Source organism: Prochlorococcus marinus str. AS9601, assembly GCF_000015645.1.
GTDB lineage: Bacteria > Cyanobacteriota > Cyanobacteriia > PCC-6307 > Cyanobiaceae > Prochlorococcus_A > Prochlorococcus_A marinus_O.
In genome coordinates this window covers 598570-614974 of record NC_008816.1, presented here as the reverse complement: position 1 = coordinate 614974, position 16405 = coordinate 598570, and the positions used below count along the sequence as shown (strand labels likewise).

General features: G+C 31.0%; 19 protein-coding genes. 7 read left to right on the top strand and 12 right to left on the bottom strand.

The features are described from left to right. Positions 1-68: 68 nt before the first annotated feature. On the top strand, positions 69-1100 hold the full coding sequence (locus tag A9601_RS12485; RefSeq protein ID WP_011818139.1) for a mechanosensitive ion channel family protein: 1032 nt from the start codon (positions 69-71) through the stop codon (positions 1098-1100). On the opposite strand, the gene A9601_RS12480 is transcribed toward A9601_RS12485, so the two are convergent. Continuing rightward, positions 1071-2072 (bottom strand): SDR family NAD(P)-dependent oxidoreductase, encoded by a 1002-nt coding sequence (locus A9601_RS12480; protein ID WP_011818138.1) that lies wholly within the window; start codon positions 2070-2072, stop codon positions 1071-1073. The two genes, A9601_RS12485 and A9601_RS12480, sit on opposite strands and share 30 nt — an antisense overlap. Positions 2073-2296: 224 nt before the next feature. Here A9601_RS12480 and crtL point away from each other — a divergent pair, with 224 nt between their 5' ends. Further along, a complete protein-coding gene (gene crtL, locus A9601_RS12475; RefSeq protein WP_025925152.1) occupies positions 2297-3580 on the top strand; it encodes a lycopene beta cyclase in 1284 nt (427 codons plus the stop codon). 7 nt (positions 3581-3587) lie between these two features. Beyond that, a complete protein-coding gene (locus A9601_RS12470) occupies positions 3588-4295 on the top strand; it encodes an SDR family NAD(P)-dependent oxidoreductase (RefSeq protein WP_011818136.1) in 708 nt (235 codons plus the stop codon). On the opposite strand, the gene A9601_RS12465 is transcribed toward A9601_RS12470, so the two are convergent. Further along, positions 4292-4834, bottom strand: coding sequence for a GIY-YIG nuclease family protein (locus A9601_RS12465; RefSeq protein WP_011818135.1), 543 nt, complete (start codon positions 4832-4834; stop codon positions 4292-4294). The two genes, A9601_RS12470 and A9601_RS12465, sit on opposite strands and share 4 nt — an antisense overlap. Before the next feature lie 74 nt (positions 4835-4908). Between A9601_RS12465 and A9601_RS12460 the strand changes: the two genes are divergently transcribed. Further along, on the top strand, positions 4909-5568 hold the full coding sequence (locus tag A9601_RS12460) for a glutathione S-transferase (RefSeq protein WP_011818134.1): 660 nt from the start codon (positions 4909-4911) through the stop codon (positions 5566-5568). Here the strand turns inward: A9601_RS12460 and A9601_RS12455 are convergent. The 3 genes from A9601_RS12455 to A9601_RS12445 form a co-directional block, all read right to left on the bottom strand. Next, the gene (locus tag A9601_RS12455; RefSeq protein ID WP_011818133.1) at positions 5565-5822 is read right to left on the bottom strand and encodes a hypothetical protein; all 258 of its coding nucleotides are present in this window, start codon (positions 5820-5822) and stop codon (positions 5565-5567) included. The two genes, A9601_RS12460 and A9601_RS12455, sit on opposite strands and share 4 nt — an antisense overlap. Before the next feature lie 39 nt (positions 5823-5861). Further along, the gene (locus A9601_RS12450; RefSeq protein WP_011818132.1) at positions 5862-7250 is read right to left on the bottom strand and encodes a sodium:solute symporter; all 1389 of its coding nucleotides are present in this window, start codon (positions 7248-7250) and stop codon (positions 5862-5864) included. Positions 7251-7343: 93 nt separating this feature from the next. Next, on the bottom strand, positions 7344-8402 hold the full coding sequence (locus A9601_RS12445; protein ID WP_011818131.1) for a chlorophyll a/b binding light-harvesting protein: 1059 nt from the start codon (positions 8400-8402) through the stop codon (positions 7344-7346). Positions 8403-8733: 331 nt separating this feature from the next. Between A9601_RS12445 and A9601_RS18565 the strand changes: the two genes are divergently transcribed. Beyond that, positions 8734-8910, top strand: a complete 177-nt coding sequence (locus A9601_RS18565) for a hypothetical protein (RefSeq protein WP_167315821.1) — start codon at positions 8734-8736, stop codon at positions 8908-8910. 44 nt (positions 8911-8954) lie between these two features. Here A9601_RS18565 and A9601_RS12440 read toward each other — a convergent pair whose 3' ends face one another. The 4 genes from A9601_RS12440 to hisS form a co-directional block, all read right to left on the bottom strand. Beyond that, positions 8955-9188: a hypothetical protein gene (locus A9601_RS12440; RefSeq protein ID WP_011818130.1), complete on the bottom strand. Its 234-nt coding sequence runs from the start codon at positions 9186-9188 to the stop codon at positions 8955-8957. A 136-nt stretch (positions 9189-9324) separates the two neighbouring features. Beyond that, positions 9325-9624 (bottom strand): TIGR02450 family Trp-rich protein, encoded by a 300-nt coding sequence (locus A9601_RS12435; protein WP_011818129.1) that lies wholly within the window; start codon positions 9622-9624, stop codon positions 9325-9327. Between the two features lie 2 nt (positions 9625-9626). Next, entirely contained in the window at positions 9627-9776 is a 150-nt protein-coding gene (locus A9601_RS18875) for a hypothetical protein (protein WP_225866262.1), read from the bottom strand. Positions 9777-9916: 140 nt separating this feature from the next. After that, positions 9917-11197 (bottom strand): histidine--tRNA ligase, encoded by a 1281-nt coding sequence (gene hisS, locus A9601_RS12425; protein WP_011818127.1) that lies wholly within the window; start codon positions 11195-11197, stop codon positions 9917-9919. Between the two features lie 98 nt (positions 11198-11295). Between hisS and A9601_RS12420 the strand changes: the two genes are divergently transcribed. After that, positions 11296-11709 carry a hypothetical protein gene (locus tag A9601_RS12420; RefSeq protein WP_011818126.1) on the top strand — a complete coding sequence of 138 codons (414 nt, stop codon included), beginning with the start codon at positions 11296-11298 and terminating at the stop codon, positions 11707-11709. Positions 11710-11739: 30 nt separating this feature from the next. Here the strand turns inward: A9601_RS12420 and A9601_RS12415 are convergent, their stop codons facing one another. Beyond that, a complete protein-coding gene (locus A9601_RS12415) occupies positions 11740-12519 on the bottom strand; it encodes a 3'-5' exonuclease (protein ID WP_011818125.1) in 780 nt (259 codons plus the stop codon). Between the two features lie 116 nt (positions 12520-12635). Here A9601_RS12415 and A9601_RS12410 point away from each other — a divergent pair, with 116 nt between their 5' ends. Continuing rightward, positions 12636-13358, top strand: coding sequence for a DUF1350 family protein (locus A9601_RS12410; RefSeq protein ID WP_011818124.1), 723 nt, complete (start codon positions 12636-12638; stop codon positions 13356-13358). Here A9601_RS12410 and acs read toward each other — a convergent pair. Both acs and sds read right to left on the bottom strand, forming a co-directional pair. Continuing rightward, positions 13355-15337, bottom strand: coding sequence for an acetate--CoA ligase (gene acs, locus A9601_RS12405; RefSeq protein WP_011818123.1), 1983 nt, complete (start codon positions 15335-15337; stop codon positions 13355-13357). The two genes, A9601_RS12410 and acs, sit on opposite strands and share 4 nt — an antisense overlap. A gap of 93 nt (positions 15338-15430) precedes the next feature. Next, entirely contained in the window at positions 15431-16402 is a 972-nt protein-coding gene (gene sds / locus A9601_RS12400; protein ID WP_011818122.1) for a solanesyl diphosphate synthase, read from the bottom strand. Positions 16403-16405 lie beyond the last annotated feature (3 nt).

The following is a 16405-nucleotide window of genomic DNA, read 5'->3' as shown; positions in this document are numbered from 1 at the left end:
AGACTGGTCTGTAATCTAGAGATAATTTAAAATTTTATTAAAGATAAATTTTGAAGTTCTATTTGAATATGAAATTAGTTACTGAAAACTTCCTTCTGGCAATATCTATTTTTTTTATTGGAATTTTATTGTCGATAATAATTTCAAAACTTTCAAAAATATTCTTCAAAAAGATCTCCAAGCGTACAAAGACAAATTTTGATGATTTTATTTTTGAGGTCATCTCTGGAATTGTTAAACCAATAGGTTTCCTTCTCTCATTTTATTTTTCAATTGACTACTTTTTTGCTGATGAAATAACTTTTATCTCTGTATTATTAAATATTCTGAAATTATTCATATTGATAATAATTATAAAAGCTCTCAATAAAGTTTTAATAAGATCTTTAACAGAATCGACATCGAAAATTAATGATTCCTCAATCAGTTCAATGATATCTTCACTTACTCCTTTAATAAAAGCATTAACATGGACTATTGGTTCAATCTTTTTCTTACAAAATATAGGTGTTCAAATGACCGCAATTTGGGCTCTCCTAAGTGCAGGGGGTATTGGAGCAGGATTAGCTTTGAAAGACCCAGTTCAGGAGTTTTTTGAATACATAACAATTTTGCTTGATAAACCTTTTCAAAAAGGTGAGTTTATAAAATCTGATGGCGTCCTTGGAATGGTTGAGAGGGTCGGAGTAAGGTCCTCAAGAATAAGAAGTATCAATGGAGAAGTAATAGTAATGAGCAACAGCGCCCTTACAAATGGAATAATTTCAAATTACGCACAAATGGAAAAAAGAAGGTTAGTGCATAAATTAGGAGTTGTTTATGAAACCTCGCCAAAACTTATGAAATTGATTCCAATAATAATAAAAAAAATAGTTGAAGAGACAAAAGATGCCTCTTTTGATAGGTGTCATTTCACAGACTTTGGCGACTTCAGTCTTAATTTCGAACTAGTTTATTACATCCCAACAAATAATTATCTCGCTGCAATGGAAGCTCAACAATCTATAAATTTAAGAATTATTGAGGAATTTGCGGTTAATAATATAGAGTTTGCATTCCCAACACAAACCTTAAATATTGAAAGTAACAAAGCCAAATGATCTACAAATCTCTTCACTTAAAATCCAGAGTTTTGAAGCCAACTCAGAATTATTTGCCTCATCACTAACCTTACTTTCAACTAATTTATGTTTTTTAAAAGATAAAAGTTTATTACTTAAATGGACGTAACCAACATTATTTAAATTTGAATCAACAACAATTTCAGAAAGTATCTTACCAGCATTTTCTATACTTTCAGAAATTCCTAAAATGTTTTTTGCAACTTTAGAAAAAATTAAATATCCAAAGAGATTAAAGCGTTTACTATATCTAAAAAAACCAGAATCATCAGTTGGTATTACTAGACCGGGAGCCCAAGTTATTACAGAAATTTTACTTGAGGACATTTTTAATTTTTTTTCAAGTTCTTTAGCAAACAAAATATTACATAACTTACTATTCTTATAAGCTTCATCAGCATTAAAATTTAAAAATTGCCCAGTTACTTTTTTTCTAAAATCAACTAGGTTATTAAGTCCCGCTTTCTTTCCTATATTGCCACCTGAACTTTTGGGGTCGTGAACATCTGATGATGTAATAATGATTCTAGATTCTTCTTTATCTCTAATAAAATCTTTCAGTACACTTACCAAATAAAAATGTGCAAGATGGTTTACCGCAAAAGTTAGTTCTATGCCTTGTTTTGATACTTTAGGGTAAAAAGAACCCGTATATTGTAATCCTGCATTTAAAACAACAGTATCTAAAAAAATTTTTTTACTAATAAAGTATTCTTTAATTTTGTTAATATTCTCTAGATCTGAAAGATCACAATTTTCAATAATATTTAGAAATTTAATAAGGTAATTTTTATCAAAATATTTCTCAATTTTTTTGAGAAATTCATTCTTTCTAAATTCGTTTTTTATTACAACATATAAAATATTTTTCGTCTTCAGTAAATTAATAATGGCAAAAAACCCTATTCCTGAATTACCTCCAGTAATTAAAATACTTTTATATTTAATCATTTAAATTCTTATATTTTTTTTATGATAAAAAAATAAATAAAGTTTTTTTTATTTTGTAATCTTATAAATTATTGTTAAAACACTGAAAACTTAGTCACTAGTATTTGAGTAATTTTATTATTATTAATCTACTCTCATTATAAGGATTGGATGAAAAATATAATTCTAGGCTCAGAAGTAATTATTTGTTCCATATATTTTTTTAATCATAAGATTTATATTTAATGTCAAAAGAAAATATGCCAGATGTTCTTGTTTTGGGTGCAGGGCCTGCCGGTATGGCTATTGCCTCAGCTTTAGGGAAGGAAAAATTAGATGTTGAAGTGCTTTCTCCAAATGGACCAGATGAACCTTGGCCAAATACATATGGTATTTGGGGGAAAGAAGTTGATCAACTCGGGCTTCAGGATTTACTTGAATATAGATGGAAGAATACTGTAAGTTTTTTTGGGCATGGCGCTTTAGAAGAACAGGACGACGAGAATAAAGCCACGGAACATTCACTAGATTATGGACTATTTGATAAGAAGAAACTCCATAATTATTGGTTTAACGAATGCAACAAGTCTTTTATTAAATGGCATCAAGGTTTTGCAAACAAAATACATTTTGAAAAATACAAAAGTACAGTAACTACAAAAGATGGAAAAACTTACTCTGCAAGATTAGTAGTAGATGCAACAGGCTATGATCCTGTTTTTCTTAAATTAAAATCCTGTGGTCCCTTAGCAGTCCAAACTTGTTATGGGATAGTAGGAAATTTTAGTAAACCTCCACTTAAGAAAGGGCAGTTTGTATTAATGGACTATAGAAATGATCATCTTAACGATGAGCAAAAAAAAGAACCGCCAACTTTTCTTTATGCAATGGATATGGGGGATGGGAAATATTTTCTTGAAGAGACATCTCTTGGTTTGGTAAATCCTCTAACAATGGAAAATTTAAAAGAGAGACTAGAGAAGAGGCTTTCTTATCGAAATATATCAATCACAAGCATGCAGCACGAAGAGCTTGGCTTATTTCTTCCTATGAATATGCCAATCCCAGATTTCAAACAACAAATACTTGGATATGGTGGTGCTGCTTCAATGGTACATCCTGCATCTGGATATTTAATTGGTAATGTTTTAAGAAGAGCTCCACTTGTCGCAAAGGCAGTCTCAGAAGCAATTAAAAACAAAAATCTAAGTACCTATCATATTGCTAGAAAAGGTTGGGAAACTTTATGGTCAAAAGAATTAATTAGGAAGAAATCACTTTACCAATTTGGATTAGAAAAACTCATGAGGTTTGATGAGAAACTATTGAGAGAATTTTTTGGCAGTTTTTTCCAACTACCTAAAAATCAATGGTATGGTTTTCTAACTGATACTCTTTCTTTAAAAGAGATTGTATATGCTATGTGCGTAATGTTTATAAAGGCTCCATGGAGTGTAAAGAAAGGTCTTATGATTATGCATGGAAGAGAATTTAAAATGTTACTTAGGATAATATTTCCAAACATATAGTTAAAAAATGAGAACCATATTAATAAGTGGAGCCAGTAGAGGTATTGGACTAAATATTGCACATAAAGAATTAAAAGAAGGCAATAGAATTAGTGTTGGCATAAGAGATTTAGAATCATTAAAAGGAAGTGCTATTGATCCAGAAAAATGGCCAGAAGGGAAAATTATAATCAACCACTATGATGCTTTAAAAAAAATTACAGCCGAAAATTGGATAAAGAATACTGTAGATGAATTTGGAGGATTTGATTCAATAATAAATTGTTCTGGAGTATTATCGAAAGTTCCTTTCTTATACAAAGATGGTGATGAAGAAGATATTTTAAATACATTAAATATAAATTTTTTGGCAATTTGGCATTTATGTAGGCTTTCTTGGGATCATTTATGTACCTCTGGAAGAGGAAGAATTATTGTTTTAGTTTCAATGAGTGGGAAAAGATCGAAAGGTGATTTAGCCGCTTATTCTTCTTCAAAGTTTGCTTTGATGGGATTATGCCAAACGATGAAAAATAAAGGTTGGGATAAAAATATAAGAATTACTGCAATTTGCCCAAGCTGGGTTAATACAAAAATGGCCCAAAATATCTCTTCTTTAGACAAATCAAGAATGACACAACCTGAAGATATTGCTGAAATATGCTCAACTATTCTTAAGTTACCTACCCAATCAGTTCCATTTGAAATCGCCTTAAATTGTAACTATGAAATTTAACCTAAATTAAAAATTAAGTAAGCCATTGAAAGCATTGCAATTGCAATAAATAAACCTTTTATTCGATTAGTTAACAATGAAAAAAGAGATAAATCTTCAGAAAAGTATCCGCCAAAACTACCTGTAATAAATAATATAACCATTGGTAGAGATGCCATTCCGAAAGAATAAGATATAGATCTTACAAATCCAAAATTTAAATAATTAAAAATAAAAGAACCTAATGAAAACAATAAAAAAGATGCAAATAGAGTTATAGAAACCTCAGCATCTAAAGTGTGAGGCAAGCTACCCTTTAATTCAAATTGCTTTTTACATTCTCTAATTTGTCTTTTAGAAAGCTTTAAATAACCAGTTTCAGGAATTCTTTGCGACTTATATTTTCTTAGTAATCTTGCTTCAAGAGTTTCTGGCTCCTTAGTCATAATTGATGTTAGTAATTCATCTGGCTTTAATTTTTTAATTTTCTTTTCAAGATTATCGGTTTTCCCAATCCTATAAAGGTCTCCTACTCTAATAAGGTAAACATATCCCGACATTTGCGTTGTAAAATTAATACTGTTCCTACTTAGATAATACTAAAAGAATTAGGGAAATTAAAAGTTTTTACAATATGAAAAACGATATTTTATATTCATTTCGAAGATGTCCATATGCAATTCGTGCGAGATGGGCCCTGTTAATTTGCGAAATAAAAGTAGAGATAAGAGAAATTGATTTAAAAAATAAACCTCTAGATTTTTTAAATAATTCGAAGACGAAAACGGTGCCAATTCTTATAAAAAAAAATAGTGAAGTTATTGAAGAAAGTCTTGAAATCATCCTATGGGCTCTCTCAGAGTCGAAAAAGGAAAACATCAAATTAATTTATTTACCTGAGAACAAAAAGGAAGATATTTTTGAAATAATTAATGAAAATGATAACGTATTCAAATATCATTTAGATCGATTTAAATATGCCACAAGATATAAAGATAGTGATCAAGAATTTCATTTCACAAATGCGATTAAATTTATAAAGAGATGGAACGAACTTCTTGCCGAAAAAAAATACTTTTTTGGAGATAGCCCAACAATCGCTGATTGGTCTATTTGGCCTTTTGTAAGACAATTTAGAATCGCTTGTGAAAGTCAAAAAAGAACAAATTATTTTGAATCATCAATAAAAAACTGGTTAGATTCGTTTGAGAAAAATAGAGAATTTAAGTCGTTAATGTATAAATACGAATTATGGGAACCAAATTCTAGAAAGAATTATTTTCCATCTAATTAACTTTCTAACAACTTCCTTTTCTCAATTATTCTTGCTAACTCCAAAAAATATCCTGCGGTCCTAAATTTGCCTATATTTTTTTCCTTAAAGTCAAGATCGCTTCTGATTTCTGCGGTCTCCGCCATAAGCAAATCTAAATCATTTGATCCAAGACTATACAATTCACTAAGTTCTATTTCCCTTCCAAGTAAATGACTCCTAAACCACTTACCTTTATTTTCTTGAGGTGGAATATCGTAGGGTGTAAATGACATTAAAATAAAAAATTTATGCTTTTTACCATTCTAGAGTTCTTATTGAAACTTTTTCATCTCTACTTTGTTAAAAATCAATGCGATAGAAAGAATTGCGAATGTAATTAAGGCACAAATTTCTGTCCAATAATCTAACCCAATTTTAGAAATCATTAATGGTGCAAGAACTGTGAATAGTCCCCCAGAAAGAATTAATTGAGCAAATAGCTGTTTTGACGTAAAAATTGGTAAAGTCTTAGAAATATTTTTAGGATCTGCAAGCCTTAAAAGAAGTAACCCAGAAGCTACTACACCAGTAGAATTACCAAACTCTATCAAACTTTTTTCAAACCAATAATCATCAAAAATAAAGTATGCGAAATAAGCAATGCAGATTAAATTCCAAAATAAACCGAAAATAGTAAATACTAAAATAAGTATCCAATTATCAAAAACAACTGCAATATCTAAACTCGCCATAGCTGTAAAAATCAATAAGTCTGTTGATAAAATACCAATCTCCCTTTGCAGAATATTTGAAATAAATTCTGTATTTTTGGTTTTTTCTAAAATATATCTAATAAGGAGCGAACCTATAAGGATAAAAGGAAATACTGGTAGTGAAAAAATAATTTCCTTCGAAAAATCACCAAAAGAACTTGAAATATACCTTAAAAATTTAAGAAGCAAAACACCAAAAGAAATTGCCAAACCAGAGAATCCAAGATTTATTATAAAAATTCTAAAATCTGCAAAAATTCTAATCTTATTTTTTCCATTTAAAATATCTTTTTGTTCAAGAATTTCCTCAGTATCTGAAAGGCCTAAAGTTCTTCCAATAAAGATAAATATGCTACCTAATATTGAAGAGGATAAAAGACCCATTGTTGCCATAGCCAAACCAAGATCTAAACCATTTGGGAAACCTAGTTTATTAAAACTTTCACCGATTATTGATGCGGCTCCATGACCGCCCTCAAAACCTACCTCTATTAAACAACCCATTAGAGGATTTGCGTCCATAGATGGAGGCAGAAAATATTTAACAACAAGGCCGCCGACAAAAAATTGTCCGAAACCTAGTGAAAGAGCTAATAGAAATTGATTAAAAATCGGTTTAACTAAACCATTTATATTCGGTATAGGTCTTCCCATCATTAAAGTTGCGAAGACTAATGATAAAAGAGGAGTAGGAAAATTACTCCAAACATTTATTGTTTCTTTTGGTAAAAAGTGTATCGCACCAAATGGGCCTATAGATATACCTAAAATTCCTGATATGACGGCTATCGGCAATCCAAATCTCTCGAGTTGAACAGCTAGTTTAAATTTCCTTCCAAAAATCAACAAAAAAAATATAATTAACAATCCAAAAAAACTTATCAATAGAGAATTTGAAAAAATATCTTTATTCTGTATCGAAAAAATATTCAATGATTTCAAAAACATATAATTCTAAATTTAAATTAATAAACAAAATTTTTCAAATAAAAAAGGCTCCGATAAGAGGAGCCTTTTGATATTGGTAAGAAAATTTGAAAATTAATCTTTAAGAGTAACTGTTGCACTATCAATATTACTGATAGCATTTGTAACTCTCTTGAAATCAAAGCCTAGTGCTCTTAAAGCGTGCCATAGATGACCTTGAATAAAGAAGAATCCAAAATAGTAATGAACATTAGCTAACCATGCCCTTGAAGTGTACTCACCATCAGGAAGATCAACTGTATCTACCCAATAAGGCGAAATACTAAACTTCAATTCAAGTGGTTCACCAAAGAATTCAGTTGGATAAACTGTTGTGTTAGCTGCACTCCAGAAAGCTGCAATAATAGCCATCCAACCTATTCCAGCTAATGACCATGAGAGAACAGCTTCTGCAGAGAGAAGTCCTTTACCTTTGAATTTGGTATATTCACCAACTTGCTTAGTAGCAATATGCCAAGCACCACCAGTGATCTCAACGAAAGCGAGGAAAGCATGACCTCCCATTACTTCTTCAAGGCTATCAATAGTCAAAAAGTCTGTTTGGTGATTCCAAATTTTGGCCAAATTTAATTCATACTCAACCTGTCTTACAGAACCAATAGCTGGATCATAAATTCCATGCACTCTTGCCCATTCGACAAAAGCAATAACTGCGAAACCAAGAATAATTAGATGGTGACCAAGAATAAATGTCAATTTGTCTGGATTATCCCATTCAATATTGAATTTTCTAGCTCTTGCTACATCAGAATCTTCTAGATTTCCAGGAAGAAGTAAAGAGTGTAAAAGTCCTCCGGCTGCTAAAACCATAGAAGAAACTAAGTGAACTATTGCTATCGCTAGAACAGGTTTAGTATCTCCCATCGCAACACCATTAGCATCAAACCCTATTCCAAGAGTTGCTAAGTGAGGAAGAACGATTAGAGGTTGATGACCCATTGGGACGCTTGGGTCAAATCGTGAAAGTTCAAAAAGGGTGAATGCACCCGCCCAGAAAACAATTAATCCTGCATGAGCTACATGAGCAGCAATGAATTTTCCTGAGCGATTTGCTACACCTGAATTACCAGCCCACCATCCATAGGTAGTATCTGGATTTCCATAGGTTTGCATTTAGGAATTGATTAGCTTAAACGTTTTGAGAATACTTTATATTTCACCAAACAGTTGAATTCATAACAAAATTGTAAAGGTTATTAATCCTAACTATTACTAAACAAAAATTATTCGCAGGGCAAGACAAGAGTAAAGAAGGTAGATTTAATGAAGAAAAATTATTCTCAGAGATATAAGTTCTATCAAATAAACCAGTATTTTTAAATTTAAATAAGTCAAATAAATTTCATTTTGCTGACATTACAACGATGTTTTGTTTCATTACACCATGGAGGTTATTGCCTCATTTTCAAACAATTATTAAATATGGGATAAGACATCTAATATTATGACTACTTCTCAAGAGTCTTCTAGAAAATTTTCACTAGAAATGAAATCTGAAGTTCATTACAAAAAGGCTGCAAAATCTTACAGAAAATCGAAACAATACATAAATATGATTAACTTATATCCAACTTTGCAAAACACTCTTATTGAGTGTAAGGATGAGAATCTAATCGAATGAATATTTTATATATTTTCCCAAATTAATCAGGATAATATCATTTTTTAGGCTGCGATATTATAGTTTTCTTCAGAATAAAATTTATTAATTATTTCTCTGCACATTTTTACATTGTAAAGAGCTTTGGGTTTCCAAGGTTTTTTCTGACCGAGTGGAGAGCTTTTCCAATGAATCCCAGGCTTGAGTATTCCATTTTCACGTAAAAAAGTAAGTTTAATTTCAGTTATTCCCAGTTTTTCAGAGGTCAACTCAGATGGGCTCCACATATCCCCTAACATTGAATTAAGTAAATATAATTAATCCTTGATAACGTTAATTTTATTTTTTTGAAAGGGGTAAAACTTTTAAATAATTATTAAGTCACAAAAAACCTAGTATTTACGAAGAAAAGAGATTTGAAAGATTTATATCAAATTAAGAAATATTAAATAAAGAATCTTCATTAATGAATATCTCATCGATACCCTTTCCTTTATTGATGGATTTATAGTTAACGTATTCTTTTGTAATCGATTGATGCTTTGAAAGATTGATAAAACCCTTCTGCCAATTTCCACTATTTATTAATTCTTCATAAGTAGTTTTTAAGTTAATTTCAGAATCAAGGGCAGAAACCATTAAAAAACTAATATCTCCTTTTTCTTTAGTCTCATTTACTAAAACAAAATGTCTTAATCCATTTATAGGTTTATTAGAAGTCCAGTAATTTTCCATAATTATTTTTTCTTAATGTTCCCCTCAGAATTTTTTCTAGATATTTTCTTATATTCATTTCTAATTTCGTCTAATAAAAGTTTTCTTTTATCCATGTAGTTAAGAGAATCTTGTTTTGTTAAGTTATATCTTTCTTTTTTAGTTAAATTCATCCAATTATTAAGATTCTTTTTATTAAAAGTTGTTATTTTTTTAGAATTAAAAACTTTTTGTTTTCTATTTAATTTAAGAAAATTCCTTAAATTAAAAGAAATAATTATAAAAAGAAAAATTATCACTATTTTCAAGAACATCACTTTACAAGTAAGTTATTGTTTATCCAATTTTCTAATTTAATATCATTCTCAAAAGATATAACCTCCTCTTCATTCCCATTACCCGATTGATCAAAGAGCCTTATAATAAATTCCCCATTAACTGCCTCATCCTCACCAATAACAATAATACTTTTAGATTTAAGTTTATTTGCCTTTTTAAATTGCTTAGAGAATGAGGCTCCGCTTAAATCTAACTCAACTAACAAATCGTAATTTCTTAATTTTCTTGATAAATCCATTGCTAATGATTCAGCAACTAAGCCTTTATTAATGATATAGATATCAGTATTTCTTGGAATTTCAAGCTCTTTTCCTGCGAGTAAAATTAATCTTTCTAAACCAATAGCGAAACCAATTGCAGGAGTGTTTGGCCCTCCCATTTGTTTTATTAAATCGTCGTATCTCCCTCCTCCGCAAACTGTAGCTTGGGAGCCCAAAGCCCCACTAGTAATTTCAAAAGCTGTATGAGTGTAGTAATCTAAACCTCTTACAAGATTAAAATTTTCTACATAAGGTATTTTTAAAACCTCTAATTGTCTTTTTAAGTCTAAATATCTGTTATGACTTTTTTCAGATAAAAAATTAAATAATCTTGGTGCATTTTCAAGAACTTTTTTAGTTTGAATATTCTTTGAGTCCAAAATCCTCAAAGGGTTTTTAGAAATTCTATTCTGAGAATCTAAATCTAGAGAATCTTTATTTGTTTCTAACCATTTTAAAAAAGATTTTTGAAAATTTGATCTGTCATTAGTATCACCTAACGTATTTATTTCAAGATTGAGTTCTTTTATTCCTAATTTGCGTAATATATCCCAAGCTAAAGCAATAATTTCAACATCACTTCTAACTGAATCATGTCCTATAAACTCAACACCTAATTGATGAAACTGTCTTTGCCTGCCAGCTTGAGGTCTTTCGTATCGAAACATAGGACCCATGTACCAAAGTTTTTGAATAGGATTAGAAGATATTCCGTTTTGTATTAACGCTCGTGCGACTGAGGCTGTTCCTTCAGGTCTTAGAGTGCAAGACCTCTCCCCCCTATCAAGAAATGTATACATTTCCTTACTGACAACATCTGTTCCTTCACCAATTCCTCTTATAAATAATTCGGTCATTTCCAATATTGGTGTTCTTATTTCTTTGATGGATGCTCTAGAGAGCTGCTCTAATAAAATTTTTTCAACGTTTTGCCACTTTATTAATTGATCAGGAAATAGGTCTACTGTTCCTCTTAGGTTTTTTAAGTTATTCAAAGTTCTAAAAAATAATTCAAAATTTTTAATTCATCTAGAAATTAATCTTTGATTGGTTATTTTGTGAGACAATTTTAATTTAACATTTAGAAAAACTATTGGGAATTAATAAAAGTAAAGAGAATCAACATTGCGGAACAAAACCAAAAAAAATTGCTTTTGGAATAGCACCTCTTGGTATAGTTTCAATAGGAATAGTGCCAATGGGAGTAATAAGTATAGGGGTAGTCCCAATGGGTGTATTTTCTTTTGGTGCAGTCGCAATGGGAATAGTCAATTTATCAGTAGTCGGGATGGGAATTATCTCTGCCGGTGTTACTACTATGGGGATATGGGAGTATTCACCTAATTCTCATCATAATCATTCCAAACAAATTTCAAATTCAAATAATGAAAATATGATGTCAGATCTTTTTAACACTAAACAAGAAGCTGAAAAGGCTGCTTCAAAATACGGATGTATTGGAGCACATAAAATGGGTAATAAATGGATGCCTTGCAAGATGCACTAAATATTTTCTTAGTCAAAAATTAAATAAATATTAATTCAAAATCTCAACTCTAAAATCAAGATTTTTTGCCTCATCAGTAGTTAATTTTCTTGACCAAGCTCCTTGCACAGGACTATTCCATTTGAACCCTGCATTTTTAGGTAAAGACCTATCTTCATAACTAACCAAAGCCTTGTATAAAAACCTCGGTTCAGTAGCTTTAAGTAAAAGTTCCTCTAAGTTGTCGCATTTTTTGAAGACCTCAGATAAGTAAAAGCAATCAGATAAAGCTCTATGTAAATTCCAAACTGGTATTGAAAAAGATAAGGCTAGATCAGTTACTGAAGGTCTTGTTTTTAGTGATTTTTGAAAAGACCAATTAATATCCTCTAAACTACATATCCATTTCTTATTAAGCTTAGGTAATCTTCCTTTTCCAAACCATTTCTTATCAAACTCCACATTATGAGCAACTATAAAATCTGAAGAATCAACAAGTTTTAGAAAGAAATTCAATCCATCTTCCCATGGTTGAGAGATATTAGTTACTTCTGCAGATATACCATTTACATGTTCGGCTTCATTATTATTAACTGGAAATAAAAAAGAAACTTGTGAAAGTACACATTTAAAAGACACATCAAATAAGATGCAACCTATTTCTATCACTTCATCTTTATTTTCGTCTAAACCTGTTGTTTCAGTATCAAGAATTAAAATTTTTTCAATTTTTTTATTTTTATTCGTTACTCTCTCTTCAGAGGGATTGGTGTTAATTTGATCATGAAGAAAATCCAATTGATTTAATTCTTTTTTGTTAAATAGTTCCAATTAACTCAAAATACTTTCATTTATCTTGACGCATTTAATAAATATTTCTTTTAAATTAATATAAATTAAAAAACAGCCTAGAAAATATTTTTTGAAACATTTTTAGCTTATGAAAGATGACTTTTACAAAATTTCAATATAACAATTTCTGTTATTGGCCTTCAAATCCAAAAAAAATTGTTGAATTTATTGGTGGAAGTTATTTAGCTTCTAAGCCAGATTTAACTTATAGAAGATTCATAGAGAGTTTAATTAATAAAAATTATGCAGTACATGCATATAAATACACACCACAATTTGATCACCAACAACTTGCTATCAAAGCATGGAAAGATTTTAAGAATTGCCGAATATCTTTATCCAAGAGAATAGGAGCATCAATTCCTTCAATAAGAATTGGTCATAGCCTAGGATGTAAACTTCATTTAATTTCTCCTGATGGCGGAAGAAATTGCGAAAAATTCATATCTATTAGTTTTAATAATTTTAGTGCTAACAAATCAATTCCATTATTGAAACAAATTTCTCAAAAATTAGAATTCAACAGTGAATTTAGCCCAAGTCCTGAAAGAACTTTGCGATTAATTGAAAAAACATATAATCAAAAAAATAACTTCCTAATAAAATTCAACCAAGACGAATTAGATCAAACAGATAACTTATTTTCTTGTCTGAAAGCAAGAAAAGAAGATAATTCTAAGGGGGTAATGCTAAAAGGTACACACACTATAATTGCAAGCGCAGGACTAAGAGAAAATTTTTTGGGAGACTGGGCTGATGATGAATTCAAAAGAAATACTATAAAAAAAATTTCCAATTTAATTGATGAATCTATTTAGGATAATTCTTTCAGCTTTTCCAAAACAGAACTATCTTCAAGAGTGCTAATATCACCACTAATTTTTTCTCCAGCAGCCAAAGATCTTAAAATTCGCCTCATAATTTTTCCACTACGTGTTTTCGGAAGAGAGTCAGAAATTATAATTTTTTCAGGCTTTGCGATAATTCCAATTTCATTAACAACATGATTCTTTAAATTCTCTACTAATTCTGAAGAACTTTTCACATCTTTCTCTAGAGATACAAAAGCGACTATAACTTCACCTTTTAAATCATCTTTTTTGCCAACGACTGCAGACTCTGCAACTGATTTATGACTTACCAAAGCAGATTCTATTTCCATTGTTCCTAACCGATGTCCTGAAACACTTATGACATCATCAACTCTGCCCATAATCCATATATATCCATCTTCATCAATGCGTGCTCCATCTCCAGCAAAATAAACATTTTTTTCTCCTTTAAAGGTAATATATTCCCAATAACTCTCCAAATATCTCTCTGAGTTTCCGTGAATTGTTCTCATCATTCCTGGCCAAGGTTTCTTAATAATTAAATAGCCACCCTCGTTCTCCTTAACCTTATCTCCATTCTTATCGACAATTTCAACTTCGATTCCTGGCAGAGGGAAAGTGGCGGAACCTGGCTTTGTAGCAACGACTCCAGGCAAGGGACTTATCATCACTCCACCAGTCTCAGTTTGCCACCAAGTATCAACAATAGGGCATTTATCTTTACCAATAACATCCTTGTACCACATCCATGCTTCAGGATTAATTGGTTCTCCAACAGTGCCCAAAAGTCTAAGACTCTCCAAATTATATTTATCGGGTATTTCACGCCCAGACTTCATAAATGCCCTTATTGCTGTTGGTGCAGTATAAAAAATAGAAACCTTATATTTTTGAACAATCTCCCAAAAAGCTCCCAAATTTGAGGGTCTTGGCACTCCCTCATACATTAAGGTTGTAGCACCATTGGATAAAGGCCCATAAACTATGTAACTATGACCTGTAATCCAACCAACATCAGCAGTACACCAGTAAATATCGTCATCTTTTAAGTCAAAAATCCATTTAAATGTCAAATGGGACCAAAGATTGTATCCACCTGTAGTGTGAACTACACCTTTGGGCTTTCCAGTAGAGCCTGAAGTATAAAGAATAAAAAGTCTATCTTCGCTATTCATTATTTCTGGTTCACAATGATCTTTTTGATCTTTTAATAATTCGTGCCACCAAAAATCTCTATCATCAATCATCGAAATTTGTTTTTGAGATCGTTGAACAACAACGACTTTTTCAACAACTTTATCTGCCCCACTTTCAATGGCCGCATCAACTGCTTTCTTAAGTTCAATCACCTTATCTTTTCTAAAGCCACCATCAGCAGTAATAACAAATCTGGCGTTTCCATCAATTAACCTATCTTTTAAAGCTTCTGAAGAAAATCCTCCGAAGACAACTGAATGAGGAGCACCAATTCTTGCACAAGCTAACATCGCAAACATTGCTTCAGGAATCATCGGCATATAAATACAAACCAAATCTCCTTTTTTTACACCAATTGCTTTTAATGCATTAGCTGCTTTACATACCTCTTTTAGAAGTTCTTCGTAAGTGTATTTTTTGCTATCTCCGGGTTCGCCCTCCCATATAAGTGCGGTCTTTCCTCCAAGCCCTCTCTTAATGTGTCTATCTAAGCAGTTATATGTAATATTGAGTTTCCCTTCTTTGAACCATTTAAAAAAGGGCGCATTTTCGTTATCTAATACAGTTTGAAATGGCTCAAACCAATCTAGTTCCGATTTTGCAAAAGATTCCCAAAATTGAATAGGATTATTTGATGCTTGTTTTTTTAGACTTAGTAATTCTTCTTGAGTACTAATATTTGAGTTTTCTGCAAATTTTTTTGATGGAAGGAAAATTCTCTTTTCTTCAAGTATGTTATTGATTGAATTTTTTTTATCTAATGACATTAAATAAATCTATGCTTAATAAATTTAGTCGAAAAAATTAAGGTTTTCAAAAATTTTAATATTAATTTAGCTCAAAGATTTATTCTAAAAGATCTAATAAATACGGCTTAGAACAAATTCTGGAAGAGCCATTAAAGCTCTTTTATATTCTGAATCAGGAAGCCAGACTATAGCTTCTTTAGAAAGTATTGCAAAATCCTCAGCTAGTTTCCTAGAACTTTCAATAGCTTTAGAGTTCATGATGATACTTAGTGCATCATCTAAATCATCTTTTTCTGCAAGTTCTCTGTTTATAAGAACTGACAATTGTTTATTTTCTTCTAAAGCATATAAAACTGGGGCGGTGAGATAACCACTAGCTAGATCACTTACAGCAGGTTTTCCAAGTTGTTTATCATTTCCAGTAAAATCAAGAATATCATCTACAACCTGGAATGCTAAACCAATATTTTTGCCAAAATCGTACAGCGAAGTTAAGTTTTCGTCATTAATCCCACTCAAAACTCCAGCTGCTTTGCAACTATTGGCTATTAATGATGCTGTTTTACAATAACTTTTGTTTATGTATTTGGAAAAAGATTGAGCCGAATCAAATCTATTTAAATTTTGTTTGATTTCACCCTCTGCTAAATCCATTATTACTCTACTAAGTAATTTAACTACATTTACATTGTCAAGATTTGCTAGGTGCCAACTTGCTTGAGCGAATAAAAAGTCACCCGCCAAAACAGCTACTCTTGTATTAAATCTGCTATGAACTGTATCAACTCCTCTTCTTGTAGATGCCTCATCAACAACATCATCATGGACTAAAGAGGCTGTATGAATCATCTCAGTTATTTCTGCAAGTCTTTTATGTTTCGTTGTCAAGCAAAATTCAGGAGATATAGCTTTTGAAATTAATAAGACGATACCGGGTCTAAGTCTTTTACCCCCAGCACTAAAAAGATGTTCAGCTGCTGCTTGAAGAATTGGATGACCAGCTCCAATTAAATTTTTCAGTTCAAGAATAAGATCATCAAGATCATTTTCAACTGGTTGTAGTAGTTCTGTTACTGTATTCATGAT

Coding starts and splice junctions, on each gene's coding strand:
- A9601_RS12485 (WP_011818139.1), top strand. CDS start 69: ATGAAATTAGTTACTGAAAACTTCCTTCTGGCAATATCTATTTTTTTT.
- A9601_RS12480 (WP_011818138.1), bottom strand. CDS start 2,072: ATGATTAAATATAAAAGTATTTTAATTACTGGAGGTAATTCAGGAATA.
- crtL (WP_025925152.1), top strand. CDS start 2,297: ATGTCAAAAGAAAATATGCCAGATGTTCTTGTTTTGGGTGCAGGGCCT.
- A9601_RS12470 (WP_011818136.1), top strand. CDS start 3,588: ATGAGAACCATATTAATAAGTGGAGCCAGTAGAGGTATTGGACTAAAT.
- A9601_RS12465 (WP_011818135.1), bottom strand. CDS start 4,834: ATGTCGGGATATGTTTACCTTATTAGAGTAGGAGACCTTTATAGGATT.
- A9601_RS12460 (WP_011818134.1), top strand. CDS start 4,909: ATGAAAAACGATATTTTATATTCATTTCGAAGATGTCCATATGCAATT.
- A9601_RS12455 (WP_011818133.1), bottom strand. CDS start 5,822: ATGTCATTTACACCCTACGATATTCCACCTCAAGAAAATAAAGGTAAG.
- A9601_RS12450 (WP_011818132.1), bottom strand. CDS start 7,250: ATGTTTTTGAAATCATTGAATATTTTTTCGATACAGAATAAAGATATT.
- A9601_RS12445 (WP_011818131.1), bottom strand. CDS start 8,402: ATGCAAACCTATGGAAATCCAGATACTACCTATGGATGGTGGGCTGGT.
- A9601_RS18565 (WP_167315821.1), top strand. CDS start 8,734: ATGACTACTTCTCAAGAGTCTTCTAGAAAATTTTCACTAGAAATGAAA.
- A9601_RS12440 (WP_011818130.1), bottom strand. CDS start 9,188: ATGTTAGGGGATATGTGGAGCCCATCTGAGTTGACCTCTGAAAAACTG.
- A9601_RS12435 (WP_011818129.1), bottom strand. CDS start 9,624: ATGGAAAATTACTGGACTTCTAATAAACCTATAAATGGATTAAGACAT.
- A9601_RS18875 (WP_225866262.1), bottom strand. CDS start 9,776: ATGAATTTAACTAAAAAAGAAAGATATAACTTAACAAAACAAGATTCT.
- A9601_RS12410 (WP_011818124.1), top strand. CDS start 12,636: ATGACTTTTACAAAATTTCAATATAACAATTTCTGTTATTGGCCTTCA.
- acs (WP_011818123.1), bottom strand. CDS start 15,337: ATGTCATTAGATAAAAAAAATTCAATCAATAACATACTTGAAGAAAAG.
- sds (WP_011818122.1), bottom strand. CDS start 16,402: ATGAATACAGTAACAGAACTACTACAACCAGTTGAAAATGATCTTGAT.